Here is a 24,783-nt window from a genome sequence, read left to right on the forward strand (position 1 = left end):
GGGGCTATGCGTGAAATCAGGTTTTCACAGCATAGCCCCCTTTTTGTATGGGCGCTTTACCAAAGTAAAGACAAAGGAGTTGGGCTTATGGTGACATTAGACGGTTCTTCATTGACAACAGCCGATGTCGCGCGAGTGCTGTTTGATTTTGAAGAGACAGCGGCTTCCGAAGAAAGTATGGAGCGTGTGAAAAAAAGCAGAGCGGCAGTGGAGCGCATTGTTCACGAAGAAAAGACAATATACGGCATTACCACCGGATTTGGCAAATTCAGTGATGTCCTGATTCAGAAGGAAGACTCGGCGGCGCTGCAGCTGAATTTAATTCTTTCTCATGCCTGCGGAGTCGGCGATCCTTTTCCTGAGTGTGTTTCCAGGGCCATGCTGCTTTTGCGCGCCAATGCGCTGTTAAAAGGGTTTTCCGGTGTGCGTGCTGAGCTGATTGAGCAATTGCTTGCTTTTTTAAATAAACGTGTCCATCCTGTCATTCCCCAGCAGGGATCACTTGGTGCAAGTGGGGATCTGGCGCCGCTCTCCCATCTGGCGCTTGCACTGATCGGGCAAGGAGAAGTCTTTTTTGAGGGAGAAAGGATGCCGGCAATGAAAGGCTTGAAAAAAGCCGGCATTCAGCCGGTAGCGCTGACATCCAAGGAAGGGCTTGCCCTGATTAACGGCACACAGGCTATGACCGCTATGGGTGTGGTCGCATACATTGAAGCGGAAAAACTAGCCTACCAAACAGAGCGCATTGCCAGCTTAACGATTGAAGGGCTCCGCGGGATTATCGATGCGTTTGACGAGGATATTCACTCCGCCCGCGGCTACCAGGAGCAGATCGATGTCGCAGAACGAATTCGCTTTTATCTATCTGACAGCGGCCTGACGACCTCTCAAGGAGAACTGCGGGTCCAGGATGCGTATTCATTGCGCTGTATTCCGCAAGTGCACGGTGCGACCTGGCAGACGTTAGGCTACGTGAAGGAAAAATTAGAGATTGAGATGAATGCAGCTACGGACAATCCTCTTATTTTCAATGACGGTGACAAAGTCATTTCTGGCGGAAACTTTCACGGGCAGCCGATCGCCTTTGCCATGGATTTTCTAAAAATCGCAGTATCAGAGCTTGCGAATATCGCAGAGCGCAGGATAGAACGCCTTGTGAACCCGCAGCTGAATGACCTGCCGCCGTTCCTAAGCCCTCATCCCGGTCTGCAATCCGGTGCAATGATCATGCAGTATGCCGCTGCCTCGCTTGTTTCTGAAAATAAAACACTGGCCCATCCTGCAAGTGTGGATTCTATTCCGTCATCCGCCAACCAAGAAGACCATGTCAGCATGGGAACCATCGCCGCTCGGCATGCTTATCAGGTGATCGCGAATACGAGAAGAGTGGTTGCGATTGAAGCGATTTGCGCATTGCAGGCTGTTGAATACAGAGGCATAGAACATGCAGCATCCTACACCAAACAGCTTTTTCAAGAAATGAGAAAAGTCGTGCCGTCTATTCAGCAGGACCGCGTTTTTTCCTATGACATCGAACGCTTGACTGCCTGGCTGAAGAAGGAATCTTTATTACCATATCAACAGAACGAAGAATTGAGGGGGATGAACATATGACTGATGTAAAAAAATCAATCCGTGCCAACCGGGGGACAGAGCTTGAATGTTTAGGGTGGGAACAAGAGGCGGTGCTTCGGATGCTTCGCAACAACCTTGATCCGGAAGTCGCCGAGAAGCCGGAGGACCTCATCGTATACGGCGGGATTGGCAAAGCCGCTCGGGATTGGGATGCATTTCGCGCCATTGAGCATTCTCTGAAAACACTAAAACATGATGAGACATTGCTCGTGCAATCCGGAAAGCCCATCGGCATGTTCCGTACGCACCCGCAGGCACCGCGCGTGCTTTTAGCAAACTCTGTTCTTGTTCCAAAGTGGGCGAACTGGGAGCAATTCCACGAGCTTGAGAAAAAAGGGTTAATGATGTACGGGCAAATGACAGCTGGCAGCTGGATTTACATTGGCTCACAAGGCATTTTGCAAGGAACGTATGAAACCTTCGCTGAGCTCGCGAGACAGCATTTCGGAGGAACGTTAAAAGGGACATTGACGCTGACAGCCGGTCTCGGCGGAATGGGAGGCGCCCAGCCGCTGTCTGTCACGATGAATGACGGAGTTGTGATTGCCGTCGAGGTTGATGAAAAACGAATCGACAAACGAATTGAAACGAAATACTGTGACCGTAAAACAGCGTCGATTGAGGAAGCCTTAGCGTGGGCTGAAGAGGCAAAGCTGGCAGGAAAACCTCTCTCCATCGCTCTTCTCGGAAACGCGGCAGAGGTTCATCATACCCTTCTGAACCGCGGCGTCACCATTGATATCGTCACCGATCAAACGTCTGCCCATGACCCATTAATCGGTTACGTTCCCGAGGGCTATTCACTTGATGAAGCCGATCGCTTGCGCCAAGACAATCCAGACCTTTATGTGCGCCTTGCGAAACAAAGCATGAAAAAACATGTGGAAGCCATGCTGGCCTTTCAACAAAAGGGCTCAGTTGTATTTGACTACGGCAACAATATCCGGCAAGTTGCTAAAGATGAAGGCCTGGAGAATGCCTTCGATTTTCCGGGATTTGTCCCTGCTTACATCCGCCCCTTATTCTGTGAAGGAAAAGGACCATTCCGCTGGGCGGCACTTTCCGGTGATCCGGCAGATATTTACCGTACGGATGCGTTATTAAAAGAACTGTTCCCGGCAAACAAGGCCCTTCACCGCTGGATCGATATGGCACAGGAAAAAGTCACGTTCCAAGGCTTGCCGTCCCGCATTTGCTGGCTTGGATATGGAGAACGAAAAAAGATGGGCCTTGCCATTAACGAATTGGTCCGAAACGGGGAGCTAAAAGCGCCTGTCGTCATTGGGAGAGATCATTTGGACTGCGGGTCTGTCGCCTCTCCAAACCGGGAAACTGAAGCGATGATAGACGGAAGTGACGCTGTCGGTGATTGGGCTGTGCTCAATGCGCTTGTCAACACGGCGGCGGGTGCGAGCTGGGTTTCCTTCCACCATGGCGGCGGCGTCGGAATGGGCTATTCCCTGCATGCCGGTATGGTCGCAGTTGCCGATGGAAGTGAGCTGGCTGACGAACGGCTCGCCAGGGTCTTAACGAGCGATCCGGGGATGGGCATTATCCGCCATGCGGATGCGGGTTATGAACGTGCCGTTGAAGTAGCGAAGAAGCAGGACATTATCGTGCCGATGCAAAAATAAGGAGTGATAACATGCCGAAACAAATTGATACAATGCTCATCAACATCGGTCAGCTTTTGACGATGGAAAGCAGCGGCCCGCGCGCGGGCAAAAGCATGCAGGATCTTCATGTGATCGAAGACGCTGTTGTCGGAATCCACGAACAGAAGATTGTGTTCACCGGAAAAAAAGGGACTGAAGCCGATTACGAGGCAGACGACATCATTGACTGTTCGGGACGGCTTGTAACCCCGGGCCTCGTCGATCCGCATACCCATCTTGTATTTGGCGGATCTCGGGAAAAGGAGATGAATCTTAAGCTTCAGGGCATCTCCTATTTAGATATTCTGGCGCAGGGCGGCGGTATTTTGTCCACTGTCAAAGATACCCGGGCCGCCTCGGAGGAAGAGCTGCTGCAAAAAGGCCGTTTTCACCTGCAAAGAATGCTGTCATACGGCACGACCACGGCTGAAGTGAAGAGCGGCTACGGCTTAGATATAGATACAGAGCTGAAACAATTGCGCGTCGCAAAAAAACTGCATGAAAGCCAGCCCATTGACCTTGTCTCCACATTCATGGGGGCTCATGCCATTCCTCCTGAAGATAAGGACAGCCCCGATGAATTTTTAGATCGCATGCTGAATCTCTTGCCAAAAATAAAAGAGGAGGAGCTCGCAGCCTTTGCAGATATTTTTACAGAAACAGGTGTTTTTACAGTCAGTCAATCCCGCCGTTATTTACAAAAAGCAGCTGAGACGGGCTTCGGATTAAAAATCCACGCAGATGAAATTGATTCTCTTGGAGGAGCTGAATTAGCGGCTGAGCTAAGAGCTGTCTCAGCCGATCATTTAGTGGGCGCCTCAGATGAAGGTATACAGCAAATGGCTGAATCAGGAACCATCGCCGTCCTCTTGCCGGGCACGACATTTTATCTCGGCAAACACACATATGCCAGAGCAAGAGACATGATTGATGCGGGTGTACGTGTCAGCCTGGCAACGGACTTTAACCCGGGCAGCTCCCCAACTGAAAATATTCAGCTGATCATGTCGATTGCCGCGCTTCATCTGAAAATGACCGCAGAAGAAATATGGCATGCCGTCACAGTCAACGCCGCATATGCCATAGGAAAAGGCGAAGAAGCAGGGCAGCTTAAAGCTGGCCGCTCAGCAGATCTTGTCATTTGGCAAGCCTCGAATTACATGTATATTCCGTATCACTACGGCGTCAATCATGTACATCAAGTCATGAAAAATGGGACATTTGTTGTCAACAGGGAGGGAGCCATTCTTGGATAAATACCCTTTTCTCAGAGAGGCCGGTTCATCGTTTAAAGACCGTGATGTAACGAAAATGAGCGATCTGATAGAAAAATGGAACGGCCAAAGCATTAAGGGGCCGGCGCTGATAGGTGTCCCCCTATCAAAATCCTCTATCAGTCATTCCGGCGCTTCCTTTGCCCCCGGAACAATCCGCCAGGCTCTAAAGCATTCATCTGCTTATTCTGCGGAGCTTGGGGAACATATCGTATCAGATTTTCTTTATGATCTGGGGGATGTCGATATTCATGTGACTGATATCGTGAAATCACATGATCAAATCTTCCAAACCATGCATGCTCTGCTTTCAGATCACCCAGATTGGGTACCGCTCATACTCGGGGGAGATAACTCCATCAGCTACTCCACCATAAAAGCGATTGCGCAAACGAAAGGAACGACAGCCGTTATTCAATTTGATGCCCATCATGATGTGCGGAACACGGAGGACGGAGGGCCGACAAACGGCACCCCCTTCCGCCGCCTTTTGGATGAAGAGATCATAGAAGGCCAGCATTTGATTCAACTGGGTATCAGAGAATTCAGCAACAGCTTGGCTTATGAAACATACGCGAAAAATCATCACGTGGACATCCACACGATGGGAATGATTCGTGAAAAAGGACTGATCCCGACCATTAAAGAGATCCTGCCTGCCGTTCAAACAAGAACAGACTTCATTTTTATATCTGTTGATATGGATGTCTTAGACCAGTCCCATGCACCCGGCTGTCCAGCGATTGGCCCGGGCGGCCTTTATACAGACGAATTACTCGAAGCCATCAAGTACATCGCACAAGAGCCCAATGTCGCAGGGATCGAAATCGTTGAAGTTGATCCCACCCTCGATTTTCGAGATATGACAAGCAGAGCCGCAGCTCACGTTCTGTTACACGCATTAAAAGGAATGAAACGCTCCCGATTCAAGTGATCTTCCGGCAGGTTGTATTTTGGTTACAAGAAACTCATCTGCCTGATAAACGGCAGCTAAAAGGAGGACGAAACGGTGGGTCTTCAGGAAAAAAGCGGCCATCAGCTAAAACGGACAATGAAAAGCAGGCACTTATTTATGATTTCATTGGGAGGCGTCATAGGAACAGGACTTTTCCTCAGTACGGGCTATACGCTCAGCCAAGCCGGTCCCGGCGGTACGATACTCGCTTATGTAATCGGCGGATTGATGATGTACCTCGTCATGCAATGTCTCGGTGAATTGTCGGTCGCCATGCCGGTGACCGGTTCCTTTCAAAAATACGCCACAACATTCATCGGGCCATCTACCGGTTTTATGGTCGGCATCATGTACTGGGTGAATTGGGTGGTGACGGTAGGTTCTGAGTTTACCGCATCCGGTATTCTCATGCAGCGCTGGTTTCCTGACAGCAGCGTATGGATGTGGAGTGCGATTTTTGCAGCTCTCCTTTTCGTATGCAACGCATTTTCAGTCAAATTATTTGCGGAAACTGAATTTTGGTTTTCGAGCGTGAAGATTGTCACCATCATTTTATTTATCATTTTAGGAGGCGCCGCCATGTTTGGCTTGATCTCTTTAAACGGGACGGCTGATGCCCCTATGTTTTCAAATTTCACAGGTCATGGAGGATTGTTTCCGAACGGCTTCCTCGCCGTATTTATCGCCATGATATCTGTGAGCTTTGCCTTTTCCGGAACAGAATTAATCGGAGTCACAGCAGGAGAATCCGCAAATCCTCAAAAGGATATTCCGCGTTCTATCCGCAATGTCGCATGGAGGACAGTCATTTTTTTCATCGGTGCCGTCTTCGTATTATCCGGATTGATTTCATGGAAAGAAGCAGGTGTAATTGAAAGCCCCTTTGTAGCAGTATTTGCAGAAATCGGAATCCCTTACGCCGCAGACATTATGAATTTTGTTATATTAACAGCCTTGCTGTCCGTTGCCAATTCAGGACTATATGCCTCAACTCGTATGCTGTGGTCGTTAGCAAATGAAAACATGATCAGCTCTCGCTTTAAAAAAGTCACATCTAAAGGCATTCCCCTAAATGCCTTAATCATCAGTATGGCTGTATCTTGTTTATCTCTCGTTTCCAGCATTGTGGCGCCTGGAACTGTTTATGTGGTGATGGTAGCGATTGCTGGATTTGCAGGGGTCGTGGTCTGGATGAGCATTGCCTTGTCCCAACTCTTGTTTCGAAAGAGATTTCTGAAAAAAGGGGGGAATGTAAAAGATCTGACATTTCGCACACCGCTTTATCCTCTTATGCCGATAGCCGCTCTTTTATTATGTTCTGCTTCTTGTATCGGTCTTGCTTTTGATCCCAATCAAAGAATCGCTCTCTTCTGCGGAATTCCTTGTATCATCCTATGCTATCTCATCTACTATTTCAGAAGAAATCTTACGAAAGCAAAAAAAATCGGACAAGAGGAATATCCGATTGATCACATCCTTTAATCAAAACAGCACACCCCACTCAGGATGGGATGTGCTTTATTTTTATTCTGTAATTAACGTATGAATCAGCTTCGGCGCCTTCGCCTCCGCTGCGATACGGATATTGTCATATACTTTCGCGATGACTTCATCGACATTTTCGCGGTTGGCGTAAAGCGTCACGAGTGGTTCGCCTTTTTCAACCTTGTCGCCGACCTTTTTGCGGAGCATGATGCCGACGGCTAAATCGATTTCATCTTCTTTTGTGGCGCGTCCGGCACCTAAAAGCATGGCAGCGACGCCGATTTCGTCTGCGACAATTTCGGAGACGACACCCGCTTCCTTGGCTGGCACATCAATGTGATAAGCCGCTTGCGGAAGCTTAGACGGATCATCAACAATCGAGCTGTCGCCGCCTTGGTTTTTCAAGAAATCTTTGAATTTCTCAAGCGCTTTGCCGTTTTTCATGACCTCTTCAAGCTTTGCTCTTGCTTCGTCTAATGTACCTGCTTTTTTCGCAAGCACGACCATCTGGCTGCCGAGTGTTAAGACAAGCTCGTGCAGGTCTTCAGGGCCTTCGCCTTTGAGTGTGTCAATCGCTTCTTTCACTTCAAGCGCATTTCCGATCGCAAAGCCGAGCGGCTGGGACATGTCGGAGATGACAGCCATCGTTTGGCGGCCGACCTTGTTGCCGATTCGTACCATTGCTTTCGCGAGTTCAGCCGCATCTTCCTCTGTTTTCATGAAGGCGCCCGCTCCCGTTTTCACGTCAAGCACGATCGCGTCTGCTCCGGCAGCGATTTTTTTGCTCATAATGGAGCTAGCGATAAGCGGGATGGAATTCACCGTACCCGTTACATCTCGCAGGGCGTACAGTTTTTTATCCGCCGGCGTTAAGTTGCCGCTTTGGCCAATGACGGCAACCTTGTCGCGGTTCACGAGCTTAATAAATTCTTCCTTTGACAGTTCCACGTGAAACCCGTCGATCGCCTCTAATTTATCAATTGTTCCGCCTGTATGGCCGAGGCCGCGGCCGGACATTTTGGCAACCGGCACATCAAGAGCCGCGACAAGCGGTGCAAGCACGAGTGTTGTCGTGTCGCCGACCCCGCCGGTTGAATGTTTATCCACTTTAATTCCTTCGATGGCAGAAAGATCAATCGTTTCACCGGAGTTCACCATAGCCATTGTTAAGTCCGCCCGTTCACGATCACTCATATCCTGGAAGAAAATCGCCATGGCAAGCGCGCTTGCCTGATAATCAGGAATGCTTCCGTCCGTATAGCCGTTCACGAAAAACTGGATTTCTTCTGTGGTGAGTTCTTTTCCGTTTTGTTTTTTGATGATAATATCTACCATTCTCATTATAGTCACCGATCCTTTTCGATTATGTTCAGTAAATCAGACCTACAACTGCAGCTGTTAAAAAGCTGACAAGCGTGGCACCGTATAATAATTTCAGACCGAAGCGAGCAACGACGTTTCCTTGCTTTTCATTCAGACCCTTAACAGCACCGGCAATGATACCGATGGAAGAGAAGTTCGCGAACGAAACGAGGAATACTGAGACAATCGCTGTTGTACGGCCGCTGAAATGAAAACCGTTTTGCGAAAGAGACGTCATGGCGACAAATTCGTTCGATACCATTTTTGTTGCCATAATGCTTCCGGCGTTAACAGCTTCATTCCATGGAATACCAACAAGAAAAGCGAATGGAGCAAACACATATCCAAGCAGGTCTTGGAAGGAAATACCGAGTACAGCGTTAAAAATACCATTGATCAAAGCAATAATTGCGACAAATCCGATCAGCATCGCTGCGACAACAACCGCTACTTTGAAACCATCTAAGATGTATTCTCCGAGCACTTCGAAGAAGGATTGTTTTTCTTCATTTTCTACACGAAGCATATCCTCATCTTTTGCGACCTCGTAAGGATTAATAATAGAGGCAATGATAAAACCGCCAAATAAGTTCAATACAAGAGCCGTTACGACGTATTCAGGCTTCAGCATCGTCATGTAAGCGCCGACGATTGACATGGATACGGTTGACATCGCAGAAGCGCAAAGCGTGTACAACCGCTGCTGTGACAGTAAACCGAGTTCTTTCTTTAAGGAGATAAATACTTCTGATTGCCCTAAAATCGCAGATGCGACAGCATTGTACGACTCCAGTCTTCCCATCCCGTTAATCTTGCTGAGGGCAAGGCCGATGTATTTAATAATAAACGGGAGGATCTTCCATTTTTGCAGAATCCCGATGAGTGCTGAAATAAATACAATCGGCAAGAGAACGTTCATAAAGAATGTCGATTGATCCGCATTCACCAAACCGCCAAACACAAAGTTGATTCCTTCTGCCGCATAGCCAAGCAGGTAGCTGAATCCTTGTGCAAATCCTCCTACGAGAAAATTCCCGATCCCCGTATTGAGGAGAATGTAACCGAGAATAAACTGCAAAATGAGCATGACAATAATTGGGCGGATCTTAATTCTTTTTTTGCCGCTGCTCGCGATCCACGCAAGGCCTAAAAACACGATTAAACCGATAATCCCAATCAAATACTTCATATGTGTTTCTCCTTTATTTGTATTCGCTTACATTATTATTTCCCCGGAAAGAAAAGCAGGACCGGAAAGCGATGTGCCTTCCGTCTGCTTCTTAATAATTGTCTCCGCCGGCTCCGTTTTCTCCTTTTACAATGGAAACGCCTGCGCTTGCGCCAATGCGGCTCGCACCTGCTTCGATCATCGTGTCTACATCTTCTTTCGTTCTGATACCCCCGGATGCTTTTACGCCGATATCAGGTCCTACTGTTTTGCGCATTAAAGCGATATCTTCCTTCGTTGCGCCGCCTGTTGAGAAGCCTGTTGAAGTTTTCACGAAATCCGCTCCCGCAGAAACCGCTAAACGGCATGCACGCTCTTTTTCTTCATCTGTCAGCAGGCATGTTTCAATAATAACTTTGACAAGCGCTTTTCCGGCTGCAGCTTCCACTACACCGCGGATATCCGCTTCCACTACGTCGTCTTCTTTGTCTTTCAAAGCAGCGATGTTAATGACCATGTCCACTTCAGTGGCGCCTTTTGAAATCGCATCCTTCGTTTCGAACGCTTTTGTTTCTGTTGTGTTGGCGCCGAGCGGGAAGCCGATGACTGTACATACGTCAACTCCTGTTCCCTCAAGCTCTTTTGCAGCCAGCTGCACCCATGTCGGGTTTACACATACAGAAGCGAATTTGTATGTTTTCGCTTCTTCTATTAATTTCAGAATATCCGCTTTTTGTGTATGCGGTTTCAAAGCTGTATGATCAATTTTATTGGCTAATGTCATCCTTCGCACACTTCCTTTTTTGTTAAGATATTTTTTAGCATACCCGACTTTTGAACATATGTAAATTGGTAATTGAAATTTTGTTCAGCGAACGGTCTGAAGGTGTCACAAATCATTAACAAGTGCCCTTGCGGTATGCTGGTCAATGATTAACACATTGGCATATTTTCCTGTTAACGCACCATGGATGGAGGACACTTTTCGGCTTCCGCCGGCCACTAATATAGAGCGTTCCTTCAGCCTCAGATCCTCAAGCTCGACGCCGATGGTCCGGTCATTGATGGCGGTGCTGCAAATCTTCCCTTCCTCGTCAAAGAAACGCGAACAGATATCTCCGACAGCCTGATGTTTCAGCAACGCTTTCTCTTCTTCGTTAAAATAGCCGAGCCGGAATAACAGCGCTTCGTCACGGACTGTTCCCACCGTGAAAAGAGCGATATTCGCCTGCTTGCCCATCTCAATGATCCGCTCGATATGACGGTCTTTCTCCACCATTTTCTTCACATCCGCATTATCAAACACGACGGGAAGCGGAAGATAGCGCGGCATCGTTTGAAAAGCCTCTGCAAACAGCTGAATCGTTTCAGCTGAATAGGTGTTTACCCGGGAATGGCTGATGCCGCCTTTCAGCTGGACGACCTCTACGCCTTTTACCTGCTTTGGCTGCATGTTTTGCGCGATCTGATACATGGTGGTTCCCCAGCTGACGCCGACGATGTCGCCGTCTTTTACCGTTTCATGCATATATTCTGCACCGTAACGGCTCAAGCCATGTGTGATTGCTGCATAGTCCGGTGTCGGAGAAAACACAACGTGCGCTTCGAGAAGCCCGTATTTCTCTTCCAGCATGGAACCGAGCGCATCTAAATCCTCAAAAGGGTCCATCACGCGAATTTGGACAAATCCTTTTTCTTTTGCGTATTGCAGCAATCGGGAAACGGTGGGGCGTGACAGATTAAGCAGTTCGGCAATCTGCTGCTGGCTGTAATCTGATTGATAATATAATTTTGCAGCTTCTATGCTGAGCTGCTGTTTTTCACGATTCATATCGCGCCTCCAGTTTAGATTCAATATTTTCTATTCTTTCTTACAGTATCCCAATTTATTTTAACATTGAAGTACCGTATTACGCTCCATTATCGGATGGTTTAATACACTTCAACAGTGATGTTTGAAGGCTCATTATAAAAGACATTTCTAAAAATAACTATGAATAAAAGCTATTAATCATTTAAACCAGTATAGAAATTTAATCTCCTGTTAAGAAACTATTATATTCCTAGGCACGACTATAAATATATATACCTGAAGCATACCTCTGTAAGACCATCGTCTTTTATCTTTCAAAATTATCTCGCGATCTATGCCAAAAGGTAAATACAAGAATAAATACTCAAAAAAATAGAAAAAAATAGTTGACTTGTAAAAATATTATAGTTAATATGAGTCTATTGGAATTTTTCTGAGTAAATAAGGGAAGTGTTCTTTAATGAAGAAATTAATCTTTTCACTATTTTTTACAGCATCCCTCTTAATGGTTTCTGCTTGTGGCAAAAATAATGAAGTCAAGATGGTAACAGATTCGGTATCCGAACCAATCATTGTAATAACAGATACCTCCAAAGATCCTAAGGACGAAAATAATGATTTTTGGTTAGACTCTGATTCGAAAAATATTTATTTCAAAAAAATTTTTTGGTCATCTGATTTTAAGAATGGCCCTTTTTACAACAAACAAGTAGAGACGAATAATGCTGACATCAAAAATTTACTTAAAGGAAAAAAGACCGATATTGTCCCTCTCCCAAAACATAATAAAATTGAAATGGTAAAGGAATTAAAGCATCCTACACCAAATTACATACTTGGGAAAATTAGAGACGAAAAGGGAAAAGAAGTCACATGGAAACAAACTTACAAAGATCCTGGACCTGATGCAGATTTTCAAATCAAATTACCATCTTTTAAAGGAAAATCAGCAGTTGTTTCTCTTCGGTTTATTTGGTTGAACGAAAATCATGACTGTTACGGTGTGGCAGACAAGATTTTTAATATAAAAAAAATATAGAGGTGAATTCATTGAAAAAAAAGATACTTGTATTTATGCTCATTTTGGGAGTCAGTTTTACTTCTTTAGGCACTGCCAAACTATTAGCAAAGCACCCACCTGATGGAAACTTTGTAGATACAAAATTTCATTTTGGATTCTTAAAAGGAAATCCTTATGATGAGACAACTGAACGTCAAAAGTACCGAACAACTTATGTATATCAAAATGTAAAAGATGTTAATATTGCATATACATCTTGGGTTAAAGCAAGCGGGCATGATGCTTCGCACGGTCATAATTATACAGTAAGAAATAAGGGCGTAGTATTAATGACAAACTATGCAGTTGAAGATTATAGAAGTTGGTGGGCAGAATCCGTAAGCACTTCTATTGCAGCTAAAAAAAATGGAAATGGGCACTCTAACGGAGTATGGAGTCCTGACTACGATAAATATTCGTAATAAAACGTGAAACATTCAAAAGGGAGTTATTAGAGCATGAAAAAAAAGTTTTTTATTTTCACTCTTATTATAGGACTTAGTTTTACTTTAGTAGGTATTAACAAAGCTTTTGCTGATTCAAAAGGTATGACAAAAAGTTATCATTTTGGGTTTTTAAAAGGAAATCCATACGATGAGACTGGTAAACTCGAAAAATATACTAAGAGTGCTGTCTATCAAAGAGTAAATGATATAAATATTTCATATAAATCTTGGGTTAAAGCAAACGGGCATGATGTTTCCCATGGTCATAATTATACAGTAAGAAAAAAGGGCACAATATTAATGACAAATTATGCCCTTGAAGATAACAAAGGATCTAGAACAGTAGTCGCTTCAATTGCTGCTAAAAAAGACGGAAACGGCCATTCTAATGGATTTTGGAGCGCAGATTATTGATAAATTCTTAGGTACTGATATTTCAGTACCTATTTACTTGTTTAGAGGAGGATTTTATGGGCGGACTAATTTTACACCGACTATTACATAGAAAGTCATTTTATATCGCAATTTTAATCGGCTTATTTTGTTCTGTTGCTTATTTTTATACAGATGAACTTTTTTTAGAAGAATCAATTGAAAAAGATGGCGGAATAGCATTTACACCTTATACCAAGTGGATGGGGATTGGTGGAATTTCAGACTACCCTACCTTGTTTCTTTTCCTTTTACCTGTAATAGTATCTCTTCCATTAGCAGATTTATTCGCAAGTGATCAACGTACTGGCTATACACCTTTTTTATTTATAAGGAAAAAAGCAAGTTTATACTTCAAGGCTTTATTTGGATTGAATTTTGCCGCAGCTTTTATTACTGGAACGCTGCCTCTAATTGTTAATCTTTATTTGTCTTTCATGAAGTTTCCTAATATTCCGCCTGATCGTGTTATCAATAATGAAATGCCATTAGTAACAGGTTATACATTTTTTCCTGATTTTTATTATAGTCACCCATTATTACACATTTTGTTCTATATATTATTGACTGGTTTGTTTTCCGGGGTATGGGCTAGTTTTGCACTGAGTATAAGTATGCTATTTCACAATATGTTTATTGTTGTTTTATCTCCATTCGTACTTCAGTTTATTCTTAATACTGTATTTACAACGTTAGGACAAGATCAAATGCAAGCCTCTAGTTTTTTACAACAACAAGCACCCAATGGAGCGAGTTGGTCTGCAATGTGCTTCCAGTTAATAGGAGTGATGCTTTTAAGCTTAATAATTTTTCTACTAGGAGTTCGCAAATATGTTCGTGATTAGGGAATGGAAAAACTTAATAACTGATTTATATGCTGATAAATGGAAAATATCGAGTTGGCTTTGCTTATTTATACTGACTATTCTTTTCCTAATTAAAAATGCACGACTTGAAGATCTAAAAGGGACGATTAGTATCGCAGACGCAATGGATCAATTTTTCTCAATATATACATTTACTTTTCCTCTCAGTCCACTTTTTCTTTTATTTGTGTCTATTGGTGTTTTACCATTTTTTTCGCTATTTCGTGTCATTAGATATAGATCACGTTCAGAACTTTTTTTAGCATTAATTGCTCGATTGTTTGGTATTTCCTTATGTTTTACACTACTATTATTATTTTTCGGATACATTATTAGTGGGATTTGGTGCGGAAATTTTGTACATTATTGGGACACAACAGCAGGAACGCCTTATATAAGATATGGAGATCAAATAGACCTCTCATCTTTTTCAGGGATATGGATGATTACTCGTTATTTTATTACGAGTACTCTCGTGTTCTTTTTCTTTTCTGCTGCAGTTAGTGCTATATATTTGTTTTTATCAAATTACATATATAGTTTTATCGCTGTAATGTCTTTAATTATTATGGATCGTATGATGAGCAACTTTTATGAATTTTCAATTTTACATGATCACTTATCTTTGAATTTAGACCAATGGTTAGTACCAGAATCTTTTGAGACCACAGTCTTTCTGTTTACAGGCGGAACAATACTTTTATTTTCTATAATATATGTACAAATGGTCAAAAAAGATTATTCTAATGGGAAAATTGACGAGAACAACGTTAAGAAGAACTAATAATGGAGGACGAAAAATGTCGAAAGTAATCATAGAAGCTAAAGATATTGTAAAAACATTCAAAAGAAATACGGTACTAGATAGTATTTCTTTTAAATTAGACAAAGGGAAAATTTACGGATTTCAAGGACGGAATGGATCTGGTAAAACTATGCTGTTGCGTGTATTATCGGGATTGATGCGCCCTACTAAAGGGCAAATCTTAATAAACGGAATTAATATGACAAATCAAGGAAATTTCCCTAACAATATTGGCGTTTTAATAGAGTATCCTGGTTTTGTGCCTGATTACACTGGCTTTAAGAATTTAAAGTTACTTTCAAAAATTCAATCAAAAATTTCCGATAATGACATCAAGAAAGCTATTGAAAGTGTCGGTTTAAATCCTGATGATAAAAAAAAATATAAAAAGTATTCCTTAGGTATGAAGCAACGCCTTGGAATTGCTCAAGCTATTATGGAAGATCAACAAATTATAATGCTGGATGAACCGACAAACGCTTTAGACCGTGAAACTGTAAAAGTAGTCGAAAATCTTTTATTTAAATTAAAGGCTGAAGGAAAGACCATATTAATTGCTAGTCATGATTCTGAAACACTTCATGCAGTATCAGATAAAATTTTTGATATTGATTGTGGACGTATTGTCGGCGAGTCTGAAAGGAATGTGAATTAATGAAGAAAAAACTATATTTGGCTTTAATATTAATTTGCTTGATATTGGTTACTTCATATAGTATTTATCAATACCGCGCTACTAATAAAAACTATGCTGGTTACAAATTATCAGTTATTAATTCTAATCTAGACACACCCATAAAAGCCCTAGGCTTTACACAAACATTTGGAAAAGCAAAAACTGAAGTAGTGGAAGATGATATGCTGAATAAAATTACAAATTTTATAATACCTTTCACTTTTAAAAATGACACTGATAAAGCTGTTACATTCCATCCAGAGTTTTATCGTTTAATGCGCGGAGAAGATATGACACAAAGTATCGACTTTATTGATAATCGTACAAAAAAAAGAGTGAATTCCATCCCTCCTCACACAACAATCAAAGGGGAGGCTAAATTCACCTATAATGATATGAATAAAACTGCATCATTACAACTAAATATTAACTCTCGACATGGTATGACTATCAATTTGTTCAAGATTCCAGTTTACAAATAAGATACTTTATGGAAGTGAAATCCAATGAAAGATTATTTCTTATTAATAAAAAGAGATCTGCAAACTGGCTTTCAACATGCTAAAAATAACTTTATTATTTTGCTAATTCTCACGTTGTTTTTTTTGTTGTACCCAGTGCTTTTGTTAAAATCCTATGATCAAAATAGTTATTATTCGTATTTAGATACGTTACTAATTGGTATAGGGGGTGTGCCAATTGAGCTTGTGATACAGCACTCTTTTAAGTTCCCTTTTTTATGGTTGTTTATTCAACTAAGCTTGATTTTAATTATGAATACGTGGGCAAGAACAGACATTATAAATTTCAGTTCATTTACTAGAATTAGAATACGTAAAGTGTATTTACTTATCATTAGTAAATATTCTTGTACTTTTATTATTACATTGATCTACTGCTCTCTAATATTTTTATTAACATTTTTTCTATGCTGTTTATTTGGGATCCATTCAACAAATTATACTGAATATACTTTGCATACACTAAATTTTTCAGATTTTAAAATGCCTTATCTACAGTTGACATGGTTCATCATTTTGTTGAATTTTTCAAGTGCACTATGTGCAGTTTTTCTTTTCACAACCCTTTCAATAATGATGAAACCTGTTTATGCTTTTTTAATCTTAACTGCATGGTACGTGCTGTCTATTTTCAGAGACTCCTTCGTTTTTATAGGAAATCTGAGTATGGTTTTAAGACAGCCCCTATTTCACCAAAATGTTTTTGCCTCTATTGTGATCACCTTGTTGATACAAATGATAATTATTCTTATATGTATAATTACTTCCATTATATTTCTTAACAAAAAAGACATCATAGGGGATTCTATTGATTAAAAGAACTAAGCTAAGAAAAATCATTTTAAAACTTTAAAGGGTTTAATCCTAATCATTTCTGAAATCAACTTTAATATTTAAATCCTTTCGGCTAATGTAACTACAATATTTCGGAATTAGGATTTTAACTTTGTTTTCAAAAAAGCACCCTCTTATGGGGTGCCTATTTTTCAGCGCAAGCCCCTGAATCACATGTGCCACGCCGTGTTTTTTTATGTTTCAAAATTGGCAATCTCTCTTACTTCCGGAATAGCGTTTGCCATGGCAACGCCGCAGCCCGCCCATTCAATCATTGTCAGGTCGTTTCCTTTGTCGCCTATGCACATGACTTCCTCCTGTTCAATTCTAAGCAGCTGTGACAGCTGGCGCACAGCATTTCCTTTGCTGGCTCCCGCTTTCATCCACCTGATTTCTGAGAAACTGAAAAACGCTCTGGCACAGATCTGCCCAGAGCTTATTTTTCCCACTTCATATATTGATAAATGCCTTTCATGATGGCGTATATTCCATATAACACAAGCCCGCACGCCAAAAAGATCAGAATCACTCTGCCATGCGGCTGCTGCGCGAGCTCGGCGAGCGCCCCGTCAAAGCCTCTTGTGTCATCCGGATCAGAGGTGAGAGCGGTTTTTATGAGAAAGAAGCCGATGGCTGAGAAAATAATGGCACGGGCGATGTTGCCTGCGCGTCCTGTGTTTTTTGCAATACATATCATTTCTTTGCTCATTTTTGACGTATCAAATTCTCTCATAAAAGAAGCCCGGATACCTTTCATGAATTGAACCATCGCAAATAGGATAAAGCCCGCTCCTGTGAGTCCCGTCAGCCACTGCCCAAACGGCTGCGCCAATACATAAGCAGACCACGTCTGTTCTGAAGTGCTGCCGCTCCCATGATCAAAGACAAACCGAAGGGCATTCCACGCAATTGATGCGTATACGGCGGCGCTGAACAAATTTCCCGTTCTTCGCGACAGGCCCCTTCTTCCTGTGCCGTGGCCCTCTGTATCCTTAATCGCACTCAGCACCATCCATATGACATACCCGATGAGTCCGACTCCGATGAAGAAAAGCAGAATCGATCCGTATGGCATGCGTGATAAGGTTTGGAGCGCTCCGCTTGAATCCTTTGCCCCGCTGCCAGCTCCGGCAGCCGTCATCAATGCCAGAATGCCGAGCAAGATAAAAACGCCGCCAAATGTAAAATAACCAAGCCTTCCGAACCGCTGTATCCAAGGCTTGGTTTCCTGTTTTATTTTAGAGATGCACTGGTCCTTCGCATCCATGTGCCCAACCCTCTTTCCGGAAACGTTACTGTATCATTTCCCGAATGAGAAGAATTGAAACAGACTACCCTTCAAGAGAATCGTGTCTTTGCTTTTTGGCTGTATAGGCGGGGGTCGTCCAAGCAGCTGCCGCGACAGCTGTGATGCCGCCGGCTAATTTCCCGATGATCATGGCCGCTGCCATTTCTTTCTTCATTCCCGCCACAAAGCCGAGGTGGCTGCCGAGCACAAAGGCTGCGCTGACCGCAAACGCGACATTGATAACCTTTCCTCTCGGCGTCATGTCTTTTAATAAGGCGAGCATGGGGATAAGATGTGCCAAAGAAGCAACCATTCCCGCTGTCGCTGCCTGGTCTAAGTGTAATAGCCTGCCTAATGTATGGAGCGGTTTCTCAAAAGCTTTTGTGATAAAAGCTGTCAGCGGAAAAGCGCCCGCCAATACAACCGCGATGGTGCCTACGGTTTGTATGCCTGTTTCAATCTTTTCGAGGCCAGGTATGAATACAAAGCCTGTCATTGTTTCAATCGAGACAGCAACAAGCCCAATGATCGCAACAATACTGACAGCCTTCCCGAAAACGTGAAATACGCGGATTGTCTTGTCGGTGCAGCGCCATAGTCCAAAAGCGATAACCGCAGAAAAAAGACTTGGAATCAGAATGTTTTTCAGGATCAATCCCATCTCAAATCCCGCAGCTAACCCGCCTGCGAAGCATCCGATCGGCACAGTGCACAGTCCGATTAAAATGCCTTTTGCAAAATACGGGTGATCCTGTTTTTCAATCATGCCAAGAGCGACGGGAATGGTAAACACGATCGTCGGCCCCATCATCGTCCCCAGAAATACCCATGAAAACAAGCCTGCGTCCGGATCTTTCGCCATTTCTTCTGCCAGCGCATAGCCTCCCATATCAATGGCCAAAATGGTGTTGGCAAAGGAGGAAGGGTCTGCGCCAATGGCGGCATAGACCGGAGACACAACGGGAATCAGTATGGCCGCAAGCACTGGCGCCAGCGACACAATCCCGACCATTGACAGCGCAAGCGGTCCCATGGCCTTAAAGCCTTCCGCAAACCGCTCGCCAAGCCCCCACCTGTTTCCCAAGCCCAAGCAATAATCGGCTGCTCCCACTAATAAAAAGACTGCCAGAATACATACAACCGCATCATTTACCGTCATGGCCTTTCTCCTTTTTCAAACGTATGATTTGGCATTATCATATCATCTGAAGGAGGGGATGAGAGGCGGATTCTAATCTAAACGCGATAAAAATTCTTTCATATCAGCGCGCTCAATGGCCTCTATGATATGCGATGCTTTTTGCACATCACTTGGCAGCGCTGATTTTAATTTTTCTTTTACGTCTTCTTTAGACAGACCGTTTCCGGGAGCTCCCTTTGGGCAGTCCACCCGCGCTTCACTTATGCGTCCATCTGATAAAAACGCCCGAACAATGGTGAACCGGCCTTTCGGAACCGCTTGAGAGGCTACCTGAATGCGATTGTCATACACTCGCTGAATATGACGCATTGCGCCCTGCATATGATTTGGTATGGGCTCGCTGTTGAAATGTTCAGCAATCAGCTTCTGTCCGTGCAGGGCAAGGGCAATGACATATTCAACGCTGAAGCGGCCTTCCTCTCCTGTTTTTGGTGATCTTGCCGTTAATGCAGCATCTCCGCCAGGCGGAAAAACGACTTCAATCCGTTCTGTATTGTCAGCAGAAATGGCTTCCTGAGAGATAAGCTCGCGAATGGCATCTGCCGCGTGGTGCGCCGCAGAGCAGAATGGATAGATTTTAAACCATAAACCTGGCTTCACGATTCGCCACGGTTCGCCCCAATGGCTTAACAGCGTGGTTTGGGCCTTGTCTACATCACCGTATAGGCTGAAGAAACCTTTTTCTCCATCCAGTGCCGTACGAGAGCCTCCAACATCAGATTGAGCCAGCTTAACAGCAAGCAAGCCTGATTGAGCTGCCAGCCCTGCGTGCAGCGGTTTCATTTCTGTGCCGAATTGCACCCTCATTCCGGCTGACTGCGTTGCGGCAAAACCGATTGCTTTTTCCAGTTCTTCTTGAGTGAGTTCCTCCGCGTACCCTACAGCACAGGCGGCGGCTATGGCTCCGAGCGTTCCCGTATTATGCCAGCCTTTTTCATAGTGCAGGCTGCCAATCGACTCCCCAAGCCTTGCCATTACTTCCACACCGACAATATAAGCGCCAAGAAGCCGCTCGCCACTTTCTCGAGCGGCAGCTGAAGCAATGAGTGCCGGCAAAATCACTGCACTCGGATGTCCCCTTACATCGGAATGGACATCATCGAAATCCAGAGCATGGGCGATAAATCCATTGAGCAGCGCAGATTGTAATGGCGCTGCCTTTTTCCCTTGTCCGATAATAGGGACAAGGGGCGTGCCGCCTTCCTCTTCGATCAGATGCAAAAGCTTTTGAATGCCGTTTTCTTCTCTTCCGGCAAATGATGCGGCTGTAAAATCGAGCAATCCCTTTTTGGCTTCACGCATCGCGTCAGGGGCGTTCTCAGGCTGTGATAATCTTACGGCCTCAGCAAGACCTGCTGTCAGTTCTGTTTGGATCATTTGATTGACCCCAGTACAATAACAGCCAGCTCAGCAAAGTAGCTGGATGCAACTTGCAGTGCGTCTTCATCCAATGTAAACGCGGGGTGATGCCACTCTTCTGTACCGTTTGTTCCCATCCAGACAAAAAATCCAGGAATCTTCTCTTGATAAAGAGCGAAGTCTTCGCCGCCCGGAGACTGCTCAGCGTGAACCGTTTGATAGCCAAGCCGCGCCGCAGCTTCTGATGCCGCGTTCAAAAACGTGCCGTCATTCTGAACGGACGGCAAATAAGGAAACCACCGGAATTCGGCCTGTGCCCCGTAGCCCGCGGCGATTCCTTCAGCCACTCGTTTCATATGCTCCGGAACGGCCTTTCTCGCTTCTTTTTGGAAGGTGCGAACGGTGCCCTCCATTTCAGCCTGGTCCGGAATCACGTTCCATGAACTGCCTGCCTGTAATCTTGTGATACTGACGACCGCGTTTTGCAGTGAGCTGATGTTGCGGCTGACCACAGATTGCAGACCGCTGACCATTTGGCCTGCCGCTGCTATGGGATCAATGCTGTTATTGGGAATGCCGGCGTGTCCGCCTTTTCCTTTCACAACAATCTCAAACCGGTCTACGCTTGCCATGAGCGGACCTTCCTTTATCCCAATGGTGCCGACAGGCAAATCAGGCTTATTGTGCATGCCAAAAATGGCGGAAACATCGTCCAGCACGCCTGCTTCTATGACTTTTCTTGCTCCTGCGGCGATTTCTTCCGCTGGCTGAAAGATAAAGCGGACCGTGCCTTTCAGCTCGTCTCTTCTTTTATTCAGCAAAATGGCCGTGCCGATAATGGAAGCTGTATGAAAGTCATGCCCGCACGCATGCATCGCGCCGTCAATCTTAGAGGCAAACGGCAAATTCGTCTGTTCTTGGATCGGGAGCGCATCAATGTCTGCTCGTATCGCGATCACAGGTCCGTCTGACTGCCCTTTGATTTCCGCAATTACACCTGTTTCTAATTGAGGAACGTTAAGAATCTCTATATGTTCTTCCTCGAGCCAGCGGCGAATTTTGGTTGTCGTTTCAAACTCTTCAAATGAAAGTTCAGGGTGTGCATGAAGGTCATGCCGCATATTGATTAAACGTGTATGAAACGTTTCTTCGGCCATTCTTCTTCTTCCCTTCTATATAAGCTCTGCAGGCTCTCCCACCTGCTTGATAAATCGTTTCGTCCGTTCGTTTTTCGGATGGTCAAACAGTTCTTCAGGCGTTCCCTGCTCGATAATATGGCCGTCCGCCATAAAAATCACTTGATCGGCAACCTCTCTTGCAAATGCCATTTCGTGTGTGACGATGATCATTGTTGTTTGTTTTTCCGCAATCGATTTGATGACCTGAAGCACACCCGCCACCAGCTCCGGGTCAAGCGCCGAAGTCGGTTCATCCAGCAAAATCGCATGCGGATTAACCGCAAGTGCCCGCGCGATGCCGATTCGCTGCTGCTGGCCGCCGGACATTGTGATCGGGTAGCTGTCAGCTTTATGCTCTAATCCGACCTGCCTCAGTATCTCCATCCCAATACGGTTCGCTTCATCTCGTGATTTTCTTTGAGCCGTGATTAAAGCCTCAGTAATGTTTTGCAGGGCGGTTTTATTTTTGAACAGATTGTAATTTTGGAAGACCATGGCCGTTTGCTGACGGAGCTGGTACGCTTCCTTACGTGTAAACTTTTCCGCGTTCAGTTTGGCTTCCCCAATTTCAATGATGCCTTGATTGGGGCGCTCCAATAGGTTCAAGCACCGAAGAAGCGTTGATTTTCCGGAACCGGACGGACCGATGATCGCCACCACTTCTCCGCGTTTTACTTCTAGGTCGATTCCGTCCAGCACGACCAGATCTTTAAACGCTTTGCGAATATTTTTTACTTTTATCAACTGATTTCACCTCTAAGTCCGGTATGGCTTGCTCATGGCGCGTTCAAACAAGTCCTGCAGGATGCTGTAAATGATTGTAAGAACCCAGTAGACAATCGCAACCGCCAAATAGGTTTCAAAATACTTCAGATTTCCTGATGCATACATCTTACCTTGCGCAAACATCTCCATGACACCCAAAGTAAATGCCAATGAGGTTTCTTTTAGGAGGCCGATAAATGTATTACCCGTTGCTGGTATCGCATTTCTGACTGCTTGCGGAAGGATAATTCGTCTGTAAGCCTGAAGTTTCGTCATACCGACAGACAGGCACGCCTCCAGCTGCCCTTCATCAACAGAGTTAAGGGCGGCGCGGAAGATTTCTGCCAAATAGGCGGCGTTTTTTAAACTTAAACCGATAATGGCAGCTGTGAGAGCTGTCATCTTGCTCATCTCCGGAAACAGCTGCGGCAGCCCGTAATAAATTAAGAACAGCTGCACAAGTGTCGGCACGCCCCGGAAAAATGAGATATACAGCTTTGACAGCTGATGAAGCACTGGAATTTTGTTTTTTGTAATGAGTGCGAGAATAAGTCCTCCGATAATCGCAAAAATCATAGCTGCTACAGCCATAAACAATGTAATCGGAAGGGCCTGAATTAAAGTCGGGAATGCTGAGATCATGAATTCCCAATCAATCGTATTCATTCTGGTGGTTCACCGCCGTTTCTTAATGCTTCTGTTCTGCTGTGATATCTTCGTTAAAATATTTTTCTGACAGCTTTTTAAGCGTTCCGTCTTTGCGCAGTTCATCGAGCGCTTTATTGACTTTTTTACGGGTCTTGTCGTGCGCGTCATCCTTGGCAAATGGGAATGCGACTTGTTCGTACACAATCGGATCTCCGGCAAGTTTCAACGGCAAGCCTGTTTTCTTAATTTGCGCGATTAGCACACTTCGGCTGTTTACGTAAGCGTCCACACGTCCGTATGCGACATCCTTCAGCGTGCCTTCCTGTGTTTCGTATGTTTTGATATTGATTTTTTTGTCAGGATCTTTGCTTTCAAGGTTTTTCGCGTGATTTGAACCTAAAACAGCAGCTACTGTCTTTCCTTTTAAATCGTCTGCTGATTTGATGTCATTGTTGTCTTTTTTGACGACAATCTGTGTTCCTGCATAAGAGTACGGTTCTGTGAAGTTGTACATTTCCTTGCGTTCATCTGTCACCGCTACCTGATTGGAAATGGTGTCAAGCTTGCCTGTTTGAAGCTCTCCCATCAGACCGCTGAATTCGAGCAGCTTCCAGTCCAGTTTCATGCCGATTTTCTTTGCAACAGCTTCCATTACTTCTACATCAAAACCTGTCAGCTTTCCGTCTTCTTTATAAGCGAACGGGTAGCTCTGTCCGGTCGCACCCACATGAAGTACGTTGTCATCCTCTTTACTGCCGCTGTTTCCATTGCCGCAAGCTGATAGCACGGCTAATAACGCAGCAACTAACAGCACAGTCCATTTTTTCCTTTTCATTTGATTTTCCCGCCTTTTTTCTTTTATAGGTCATTTCGCAGTTGTTTTTTCATATAGACTGTCATATGTCCTTTGCCCAGATCCTTCTCGCCTGCTCGGACATATCCTTTTCTTTCATACATCTCGATCAGCCACGGGTGCTTATCCGCTGTTCCTAGCGATACAAACGGAACCTTTAACGTATTGCGCAGGATGGTCTGCTCAAGCCATTGAAGCAGCTTTGTCCCGACTCCCTTTTGCCCGGTTTCAGGATCAACAGCGAACCACCAGATATGAGGAACGCCATATGGTCCGGGCTGCTGTCCCCAAGGCATTCGTAAGGAGATGGTCGCGATGATCCGCCCGTCTTCTTCCATGACGTAACAGGCGTTTTTTCGGATATTGTTTAAGACCAGATCCAGATCCGCGTGGGCCGCGGCAAAACGAATGCCGAGCTTTCGAATCGGTTCATAGGCGCGCCATGTCAGCTCGAGAAGCTGTTCGGCATCACGTTCAGCTGCGAGGCGATATTGCGTCTTCATC

At 44.6% G+C, this 24,783-nt stretch carries 24 protein-coding genes and 1 pseudogene; 12 read left to right on the forward strand and 13 right to left on the reverse strand.

The window, feature by feature from the left end; genetic code table 11:
• Positions 1–87: 87 nt before the first annotated feature.
• From hutH to LNN34_RS20310, 5 genes are all read left to right on the forward strand, one after another.
• The gene (hutH, locus tag LNN34_RS20290; protein ID WP_229044404.1) at positions 88–1,614 is read left to right on the forward strand and encodes a histidine ammonia-lyase; all 1,527 of its coding nucleotides are present in this window, start codon (positions 88–90) and stop codon (positions 1,612–1,614) included.
• A complete protein-coding gene (gene hutU / locus LNN34_RS20295) occupies positions 1,611–3,269 on the forward strand; it encodes a urocanate hydratase (protein ID WP_229044412.1) in 1,659 nt (552 codons plus the stop codon). The genes hutH and hutU overlap by 4 nt, the downstream gene beginning before the upstream one ends.
• A gap of 11 nt (positions 3,270–3,280) precedes the next feature.
• Entirely contained in the window at positions 3,281–4,546 is a 1,266-nt protein-coding gene (gene hutI, locus LNN34_RS20300) for an imidazolonepropionase (protein ID WP_229044414.1), read from the forward strand.
• Entirely contained in the window at positions 4,539–5,498 is a 960-nt protein-coding gene (hutG, locus tag LNN34_RS20305) for a formimidoylglutamase (protein ID WP_229044415.1), read from the forward strand. Before hutI ends, hutG begins: the two co-directional genes overlap by 8 nt.
• Positions 5,499–5,573: 75 nt before the next feature.
• A complete protein-coding gene (locus tag LNN34_RS20310; protein WP_044160058.1) occupies positions 5,574–7,001 on the forward strand; it encodes an amino acid permease in 1,428 nt (475 codons plus the stop codon).
• Between the two features lie 42 nt (positions 7,002–7,043).
• Here LNN34_RS20310 and LNN34_RS20315 read toward each other — a convergent pair whose 3' ends face one another.
• The 4 genes from LNN34_RS20315 to deoR form a co-directional block, all read right to left on the reverse strand.
• Complete coding sequence (locus tag LNN34_RS20315; protein WP_024123413.1) at positions 7,044–8,345, reverse strand: pyrimidine-nucleoside phosphorylase; 1,302 nt, start codon at positions 8,343–8,345, stop codon at positions 7,044–7,046.
• Positions 8,346–8,373: 28 nt separating this feature from the next.
• A complete protein-coding gene (gene nupC / locus LNN34_RS20320; protein WP_059292196.1) occupies positions 8,374–9,555 on the reverse strand; it encodes a nucleoside permease NupC in 1,182 nt (393 codons plus the stop codon).
• 91 nt (positions 9,556–9,646) lie between these two features.
• Positions 9,647–10,318, reverse strand: coding sequence for a deoxyribose-phosphate aldolase (gene deoC / locus LNN34_RS20325; protein WP_059353261.1), 672 nt, complete (start codon positions 10,316–10,318; stop codon positions 9,647–9,649).
• A 105-nt stretch (positions 10,319–10,423) separates the two neighbouring features.
• On the reverse strand, positions 10,424–11,365 hold the full coding sequence (gene deoR, locus LNN34_RS20330) for a DNA-binding transcriptional repressor DeoR (RefSeq protein ID WP_229044416.1): 942 nt from the start codon (positions 11,363–11,365) through the stop codon (positions 10,424–10,426).
• 442 nt (positions 11,366–11,807) lie between these two features.
• Between deoR and LNN34_RS20335 the strand changes: the two genes are divergently transcribed.
• Genes LNN34_RS20335 through LNN34_RS20365 form a run of 7 tightly spaced genes read left to right on the forward strand, consistent with a single transcriptional unit; the run spans position 11,808 to position 16,114 of the window.
• Positions 11,808–12,386, forward strand: a complete 579-nt coding sequence (locus LNN34_RS20335) for a hypothetical protein (protein WP_101859712.1) — start codon at positions 11,808–11,810, stop codon at positions 12,384–12,386.
• An 11-nt stretch (positions 12,387–12,397) separates the two neighbouring features.
• Positions 12,398–12,829, forward strand: a complete 432-nt coding sequence (locus LNN34_RS20340) for a hypothetical protein (RefSeq protein WP_229044417.1) — start codon at positions 12,398–12,400, stop codon at positions 12,827–12,829.
• A 36-nt stretch (positions 12,830–12,865) separates the two neighbouring features.
• A complete protein-coding gene (locus tag LNN34_RS20345; RefSeq protein WP_229044421.1) occupies positions 12,866–13,267 on the forward strand; it encodes a hypothetical protein in 402 nt (133 codons plus the stop codon).
• A gap of 56 nt (positions 13,268–13,323) precedes the next feature.
• Positions 13,324–14,130, forward strand: a complete 807-nt coding sequence (locus LNN34_RS20350; RefSeq protein WP_229044422.1) for a hypothetical protein — start codon at positions 13,324–13,326, stop codon at positions 14,128–14,130.
• Positions 14,117–14,935: a hypothetical protein gene (locus LNN34_RS20355; protein ID WP_229044424.1), complete on the forward strand. Its 819-nt coding sequence runs from the start codon at positions 14,117–14,119 to the stop codon at positions 14,933–14,935. The genes LNN34_RS20350 and LNN34_RS20355 overlap by 14 nt, the downstream gene beginning before the upstream one ends.
• Before the next feature lie 16 nt (positions 14,936–14,951).
• Positions 14,952–15,611, forward strand: coding sequence for an ATP-binding cassette domain-containing protein (locus LNN34_RS20360; RefSeq protein ID WP_229044425.1), 660 nt, complete (start codon positions 14,952–14,954; stop codon positions 15,609–15,611).
• Positions 15,611–16,114: a hypothetical protein gene (locus tag LNN34_RS20365; RefSeq protein ID WP_229044426.1), complete on the forward strand. Its 504-nt coding sequence runs from the start codon at positions 15,611–15,613 to the stop codon at positions 16,112–16,114. Before LNN34_RS20360 ends, LNN34_RS20365 begins: the two co-directional genes overlap by 1 nt.
• A 1,026-nt stretch (positions 16,115–17,140) precedes the next feature.
• On the opposite strand, the pseudogene LNN34_RS20370 reads toward LNN34_RS20365, so the two are convergent.
• The 9 genes and pseudogenes from LNN34_RS20370 to LNN34_RS20410 form a co-directional block, all read right to left on the reverse strand.
• Positions 17,141–17,358, reverse strand: a pseudogene (locus tag LNN34_RS20370) (HAD hydrolase family protein); the annotation flags it as partial.
• A 65-nt stretch (positions 17,359–17,423) separates the two neighbouring features.
• A complete protein-coding gene (locus tag LNN34_RS20375; RefSeq protein ID WP_059292193.1) occupies positions 17,424–18,254 on the reverse strand; it encodes a DUF1206 domain-containing protein in 831 nt (276 codons plus the stop codon).
• Between the two features lie 64 nt (positions 18,255–18,318).
• On the reverse strand, positions 18,319–19,434 hold the full coding sequence (eutH, locus tag LNN34_RS20380) for an ethanolamine utilization protein EutH (protein WP_059292192.1): 1,116 nt from the start codon (positions 19,432–19,434) through the stop codon (positions 18,319–18,321).
• Between the two features lie 72 nt (positions 19,435–19,506).
• The gene (locus LNN34_RS20385) at positions 19,507–20,853 is read right to left on the reverse strand and encodes an MmgE/PrpD family protein (protein ID WP_229044427.1); all 1,347 of its coding nucleotides are present in this window, start codon (positions 20,851–20,853) and stop codon (positions 19,507–19,509) included.
• A complete protein-coding gene (locus LNN34_RS20390) occupies positions 20,850–21,992 on the reverse strand; it encodes a M20 peptidase aminoacylase family protein (RefSeq protein ID WP_202656499.1) in 1,143 nt (380 codons plus the stop codon). Before LNN34_RS20390 ends, LNN34_RS20385 begins: the two co-directional genes overlap by 4 nt.
• Before the next feature lie 15 nt (positions 21,993–22,007).
• Positions 22,008–22,757 (reverse strand): amino acid ABC transporter ATP-binding protein, encoded by a 750-nt coding sequence (locus tag LNN34_RS20395; protein ID WP_059335265.1) that lies wholly within the window; start codon positions 22,755–22,757, stop codon positions 22,008–22,010.
• Between the two features lie 12 nt (positions 22,758–22,769).
• On the reverse strand, positions 22,770–23,444 hold the full coding sequence (locus LNN34_RS20400; protein WP_024123423.1) for an amino acid ABC transporter permease: 675 nt from the start codon (positions 23,442–23,444) through the stop codon (positions 22,770–22,772).
• A gap of 22 nt (positions 23,445–23,466) precedes the next feature.
• Complete coding sequence (locus LNN34_RS20405) at positions 23,467–24,261, reverse strand: amino acid ABC transporter substrate-binding protein (RefSeq protein ID WP_202646783.1); 795 nt, start codon at positions 24,259–24,261, stop codon at positions 23,467–23,469.
• Between the two features lie 23 nt (positions 24,262–24,284).
• Entirely contained in the window at positions 24,285–24,782 is a 498-nt protein-coding gene (locus tag LNN34_RS20410; protein ID WP_202646784.1) for a GNAT family N-acetyltransferase, read from the reverse strand.
• Between the last annotated feature and the right edge of the window lies 1 nt (position 24,783).

It is taken from the genome of Bacillus sp. AF23 (assembly GCF_020861455.1).
GTDB classification, from domain to species: Bacteria; Bacillota; Bacilli; order Bacillales; family Bacillaceae; genus Bacillus; species Bacillus halotolerans.